The sequence below is a fragment of the Undibacterium sp. 5I2 genome, assembly GCF_035019605.1.
In the GTDB taxonomy this organism is placed as follows: domain Bacteria; phylum Pseudomonadota; class Gammaproteobacteria; order Burkholderiales; family Burkholderiaceae_D; genus Undibacterium.
In genome coordinates this window covers 1-217 of record NZ_JASJVS010000215.1, presented here as the reverse complement: position 1 = coordinate 217, position 217 = coordinate 1, and the positions used below count along the sequence as shown (strand labels likewise).

Annotated in this window: 1 pseudogene; it reads left to right on the top strand. The window is 52.1% G+C overall.

Going from position 1 to position 217, the window contains the following annotated elements:
• A pseudogene (locus tag QN359_RS20010) lies at positions 1–217 on the top strand (helix-turn-helix domain-containing protein); the annotation flags it as partial.

Sequence of the window (217 nt, the reverse complement as noted above, 5' to 3'; positions counted from 1 at the left end):
CAAACGGCGAACAACAGCGCGACATGCGCCGTTTCGCCGGATCGTGTCGGTTCGTCTATAACAAGGCGCTGGCGATGTAAAAAGAAAATCACGAAGCAGGAAACAAGTTCATTGGCTATGTGCCAATGGCGGCTAATCTGCCGATTTGGAAGCGGGAAGCTGGAACGGAATGGCTCAAAGAAACACCATCCCAGGCACTGCAACATGCCTTGAAGGA